A 5,446-nucleotide genomic window follows, 5' to 3' on the forward strand; every position below is an offset into this window, starting at 1 on the left:
TCGATATTTGAGCCGATTTTGTATCCAAAATTTATATCATTTAAAAAATAAAATCCGAAATTTTGATATAAATTTATTTTATCTTAAACTTTTTTTGCATAAAATCACCGCCAAATTTTACTCGAAAGGTACGCTATGAAAAACGATATGTGCGACATGTGTTGTTGCGAAATGAAAAGCTAGGGCGCTAGGCACGAATATCTCTTTAAGTGCTTAGCAAGTCGCTAAACATTTAAAAAGATATTTTCAACTCCGCACTCGCGGCCTTTTTAGATGAATAGCCAACGATAAATTTAAAAAGGACAAAAAATGAAAAAACTACTAAAATCTTCTCTACTTACTTTGGCGAGCCTCGCTTTTTTAGCCAGTGCAAATGCAAAAACTCTCGAAAACGGCGTTTTGAAAATCGCGACCGAAGGCACGTATTCGCCCTACTCCTACCACGATAAAAACGACGCGCTAGCCGGCTACGACGTAGAAGTGGCACGCGAAGTGGCTAAAAAGTTAAATTTAAAAGCGGAATTTGTCGAAGCTCCGTGGGATGCGATGCTGGCGGCATTTGATGCGGGCAAGGCCGATATCGTGTTCAATCAAGTAAGCATCACGGACGAGCGTAAGAAAAAATACGATTACACCATTCCATACACCGTCGCCCACGCCGCGCTAGTCACTCATAAAGATAATAACGAAATCAAAAGCTTCGAGGATCTAAAAGGCAAAAAAAGCGCGCATTCGGCGACTAGCAATTGGGCCGGCATCGCGCAAAAATACGGCGCGCAAATCGTCACCGTAGACGGCTTTAGTAAAGGGGTGGAGCTCATTATCAGCCGCCGCGCGGATGCGACGATAAACGACAGCGTGACCTTCTATGATTACATAAATCAGCGTCCAAACGCCCCGTTAAAAATAGCCGCTAGCGGTAGCGAGCCGATCTACTCCGCAGCCATCGTAAAAAAGGGTAACGAAGAGCTTGTAAATGACGTAAACAAGGCCCTTGGCGAGCTAAAAAGCGAAGGCAAGCTAAAAGAAATTTCGGTCAAATACTTCGGCAAAGATATCTCGGAGTAAATTTTACTCGCATAAAAGCAGCTAAATTTAAAGGATAAAAGATGGTTTCAAAACTACTAAAAATTTTGGCTCTGGGTGCGTTTTTGACGCTAAATTTAAACGCCAAAACCATAAAAGAGGGCGTTTTAACGATCGCTACGGAAGGCACCTATGCGCCGTTTTCATACTACGACGATAAAAACGAGCTAAAGGGCTACGACGTAGATATCGCCCGCGAAGTCGCTAAGAAGCTAAATTTAAAGATCGAGTTTTTAACCGCTCCGTGGGACGCGATGCTCGCGGCATTTGATGCAGGCAAGGCCGATGCGGTATTTAATCAAGTAAGCGTTACCGATGAGCGCAAGAAAAAATACGACTATGCACAGCCCTATACGGTCGTACATGGCGCTATCATCACGCATAAAGATAACAACGATATCAAAAGCTTTGATGATCTAAAAGGCAAGAAAAATGCAGACTCCGCTACCAGCAACTGGGCGAAGGTGGCCGCTAGCTACGGAGCGCAAAACGTCACGGTCGATAGCTTTAGCAAGAGCATGGAGCTTCTCGTTAGCAAGCGCGTAGATACCGTCGTGCGCGATAATATCGTATTTTACGACTTCATCAAACAGCGCCCGGGCGCTCCAGTTAAAATAGCCGCCGAGGGAAGCGATACCGACTATACCGCGCCTATCGTGCAAAAGGGCAATACGGAGCTTGCGGAGCAGATCAGCAAAGCGATAGAGGAGCTAAAAAACGAAGGCAAGCTGGCTGAAATTTCGATCAGGTATTTCGGCAAAGATGTCTCGCGGTAGATGGCGATGAATGAATTTGACCGTATAAGCGAGCTTTTGCTAAGCTCGCTACAACCCATGGAGCTGGCGATGATAAAGGTGACGCTGCCTCTTACGGCGATCTCCTTTTCGCTGGGACTTCTTATCGCTGTGCTAACGGCGATCGTGCGCATAGCAAATATCAAAATTTTAAAGCAATTTAGCGAATTTTATATCTGGATATTTCGCGGCACGCCGCTTTTGGTGCAGCTTTTTATCGTATATTTCGGTCTGCCGATCGTGGGCGTTACGCTCGATGTTTGGAGCGCGGCGATCATAACTTTCAGCCTAAATATCGGCGCTTACGCTTCCGAAGCCGTTAGGGCGGCCGTGCTTTCGGTGCCCAAAGGCCAGTGGGAAGCCGCTACGGCGCTTGGTATGAGCTACGCGCAAATTTTACGCCGTATAATCGCTCCGCAAGCCGCGCGCATCTCGCTACCCCCGCTTTCAAATATCTTTATCAGCACGCTAAAAGACACCTCGCTTGCGGCTTCTATCACGATGGTCGATATGTTTATGGTCGCTCAGCGCATCGCCGCGCGCACTTTCGATCCGCTCACGCTTTATGTGCTAGCCGCGCTTTTTTATCTGATCGTTTGCACGTTTTTGACGTTTTTACAAGCTAGGCTCGAGAAGAGATTTTCAAGGTACGTGTGATGATAAAATTTAAAAATTTGACTAAGAAATTCGGCGACAACGTTGTTTTAAACGGTTTAAATTTAGAATTTAAAGACGGCGAGACTACGGTTATTTTAGGAAGCTCGGGCTCGGGCAAATCAACCCTGCTGCGTTGCATAAATTTACTCGAGATCCCGGACGGCGGCGAGCTTGAGCTTGGAGGCGATAAGATAAATTTCGTCGGTAAAATTTCGAAAAAAGATATGCTGCCGTTTCGCGAGCACACGGGGATGGTCTTTCAGAGCTTTAATCTATTTCCGCACCTAACGGCTCTACAAAACGTAACCGAAGGCCCCGTGCAGGTGCTTAAAATCCCGAAAGAGCAGGCAGAAATTGAGGCCTTGGCGCTACTTGAAAAGGTCGGGCTAAAGGGCAAGGAGCACGAGTATCCAAGCAGGCTCTCGGGCGGTCAATCGCAGCGGGTGGCGATAGCGCGAGCGCTTGCGATGAAGCCGTATTTTTTGCTTTTGGACGAGCCCACGAGCGCGCTTGATCCGGAGCTTGAGGCCGAGGTTTTGAAGGTTATCGGCAGCCTTAGCAAGGAGCGCGACTCGCTCATCATCGTCACGCATAATATGAACTTCGCCCGCAAAGTCGCGGATCGAATTTTATTTTTAGAGCGCGGCAATATCGAATTTGACGGTACGGCTGAGGAATTTTTCAGCAGCGACTCGCCGCGCATAGTCAAATTTATTTCGGCGATGGATTTTTAAAATTTAAAGGAAAAAAATGAAAATAGATACACTAATCGTAAAAGGCCTCGAAGCCAAAAACAATCCTCACGGCGCGGTCGTTCCGCCTATCTATCTAGCCACGACGTTTGCGCAAGATGGTTTAGGCGACTTTCAAAAGTACGCTTATTCTCGTAGCGCAAATCCAACGAGAAATGCATTTGAAGAGCTTTTTGCCAAATTTGAAGACAGCAAATACGCCTTTGCTCTAGCTTCGGGCATGGCGGCGACCTCGGCTGTTTTTAACCTGCTAAAAAGCGGTGACAAAGTGCTTTTAAATAGTAATGTTTACGGCGGCACTTACCGCTACACAAACGGTATTTTCGCAAATTTCGGGATCAAATTTGAACTCGTCGAAGATCTAAATAAAATCTCTCGTCTGGACGAAGACGTTAAGATGATATTTATCGAAACGCCGTCAAATCCGCTACTTCGAGTAACGGATATCGCCAGACTAGCCGAGCTAGCTCGTAAAAACGGCGCGCTTGTCGTCGTCGATAATACTTTTCTGACGCCGTATTATCAAAAAGCCCTCAAATTTGGTGCCGATATCGTCGTTTATAGCGCGACGAAATATATCGGCGGACATGCCGACGTAATCGCCGGGGTCGTAACGACCGACAACGATGTGCTAGCCGAGCGTATAGCTTTCATGAAAAATACTCTCGGCGCGACGCTAAGCCCTGCAGATGCTTATAATCTAATAAGAGGCCTCAAAACTCTTAGCGTGAGATTTGATAGACAAAGCGAAAATACGCTAAAAATCGTAGAATTTTTAGAAAAAAACTCGGCTGTTAAAACCGTGTATTACGCAGGTTCATTTTCGGCCGAGGAAAAACGTATCCAAAACACCCAAGCTAGCGGCATCGGCGCGCTAATCTCGCTGGAGCTAAAGGATGGCTACGACTATAAAATTTTTGCTAAAAGTCTAGAACTTTTTGACCTGGCCGTTAGTCTTGGCGGTGTAGAGAGTCTAATCTGCCATCCGGCCTCAATGACTCATGAATCTTATTCGCAGGATTTACAAGCTAAAATCGGCATTACTCAAGGCTTGCTACGCCTTGCCGTCGGTATCGAAAATTCGGATGATTTGATCGCGGATTTGGAGCAGGCAATAAATAAAGCTAAAATTTAACTCTACTTGCCATCTTGGCGCTTTTATCGCTCGGGCTAAGTTTATCAAATTTAGCCTTGGCTAGGCGGGCAAAATTGGTGCGCCTAATTTGCTAAAGCGGCAGCTAGCGCCAAGGTGGGCGAATTTATAAATTGTCGCCAAATCAGTCTGTGGCTATTTTATTTTAAATAAACTAGCAAAAATCCCGACGCCTAAAACACCCAAGATAACTCACAAGCTAACCTGCGCCGAAATCTCGAATCCGTGATGAAAGATATGCGCGGAAGCGTTTAGATTGGGGAGATTTTCAAATTTTAGCGATTTAATTTGAGTTAATGTCGTTTGGGAGACCGGGTTTAATTGAGCCCAATGATGAAAAATCGGTTTAACTTTGTATACCGAATTTGTAAGATACGGCTCGAAAACTCAAGGCTAAATTTAACTTCGCGGTCCCGAGGCAAAGCGGGTTTGCCGCACCTCGGAACGCGTATTTATCGCGGTTTAAAACGGCTTGTACACCATCATCCAGATGATGATGACCATCGCGATAGTCGGCACTTCGTTGTAAGCGCGAAAGAACATACCGCTCTTGTTACAGCGTTTCTCGCGCAGCTGCACCATATAGCGGCCAAGATCCAGATGAAACGCCGCGAGGATAACGACGACTGTGAGTTTGACATGCACGTAGCCGCTGCGCAAAAGCTCAGGCATCGCGACGATGATCAAGATGCCCGTCAAAAACGTGCCGATCAACGCGACCCAGCCGATGTAGTGGTACATCTTGTACTCCTGTACCTCGACGACGCGCACAAAGTCCGGCTTGTCCATATTTTCCGCGTGATAGACGTAGAGGCGCGGCTGATAGAACAAAAACGCCATCCACGAGATGAAGCACAAGTAGTGGAAATACTTGATGAGGTTGTAATACTCTGCCATTTTTTCTCCTTTTGATTTTTATTTTAGCGGCTTGTCTTTTGAGCGCTTTTTGCGGATTTCCTTAAAATTTGACTCGATAGGCTATATGCCTTATCTTCGTCAAATTT

General features: G+C 46.1%; 6 protein-coding genes. 5 read left to right on the top strand and 1 reads right to left on the bottom strand.

Going from position 1 to position 5,446, the window contains the following annotated elements:
* The first annotated feature begins 309 nt into the window (after positions 1 to 309).
* From Q0386_RS00535 to Q0386_RS00555, 5 genes are read left to right on the top strand one after another with little or no spacing between them, the layout of a single operon-like run.
* On the top strand, positions 310 to 1,068 hold the full coding sequence (locus Q0386_RS00535; RefSeq protein WP_299025588.1) for an amino acid ABC transporter substrate-binding protein: 759 nt from the start codon (positions 310 to 312) through the stop codon (positions 1,066 to 1,068).
* 41 nt (positions 1,069 to 1,109) lie between these two features.
* Positions 1,110 to 1,862: an amino acid ABC transporter substrate-binding protein gene (locus Q0386_RS00540; RefSeq protein WP_299025591.1), complete on the top strand. Its 753-nt coding sequence runs from the start codon at positions 1,110 to 1,112 to the stop codon at positions 1,860 to 1,862.
* Between the two features lie 6 nt (positions 1,863 to 1,868).
* Positions 1,869 to 2,537: an amino acid ABC transporter permease gene (locus tag Q0386_RS00545; protein WP_299025594.1), complete on the top strand. Its 669-nt coding sequence runs from the start codon at positions 1,869 to 1,871 to the stop codon at positions 2,535 to 2,537.
* Positions 2,537 to 3,271, top strand: coding sequence for an amino acid ABC transporter ATP-binding protein (locus Q0386_RS00550; protein WP_299025597.1), 735 nt, complete (start codon positions 2,537 to 2,539; stop codon positions 3,269 to 3,271). The genes Q0386_RS00545 and Q0386_RS00550 overlap by 1 nt, the downstream gene beginning before the upstream one ends.
* 16 nt (positions 3,272 to 3,287) lie before the next feature.
* Entirely contained in the window at positions 3,288 to 4,424 is a 1,137-nt protein-coding gene (locus Q0386_RS00555) for a PLP-dependent aspartate aminotransferase family protein (RefSeq protein WP_299025601.1), read from the top strand.
* Between the two features lie 480 nt (positions 4,425 to 4,904).
* On the opposite strand, the gene hemJ is transcribed toward Q0386_RS00555, so the two are convergent.
* Positions 4,905 to 5,339, bottom strand: a complete 435-nt coding sequence (gene hemJ / locus Q0386_RS00560; protein WP_002944278.1) for a protoporphyrinogen oxidase HemJ — start codon at positions 5,337 to 5,339, stop codon at positions 4,905 to 4,907.
* Positions 5,340 to 5,446: the final 107 nt, after the last annotated feature.

This window comes from uncultured Campylobacter sp., from assembly GCF_938045625.1.
Lineage (GTDB): Bacteria > Campylobacterota > Campylobacteria > Campylobacterales > Campylobacteraceae > Campylobacter_A.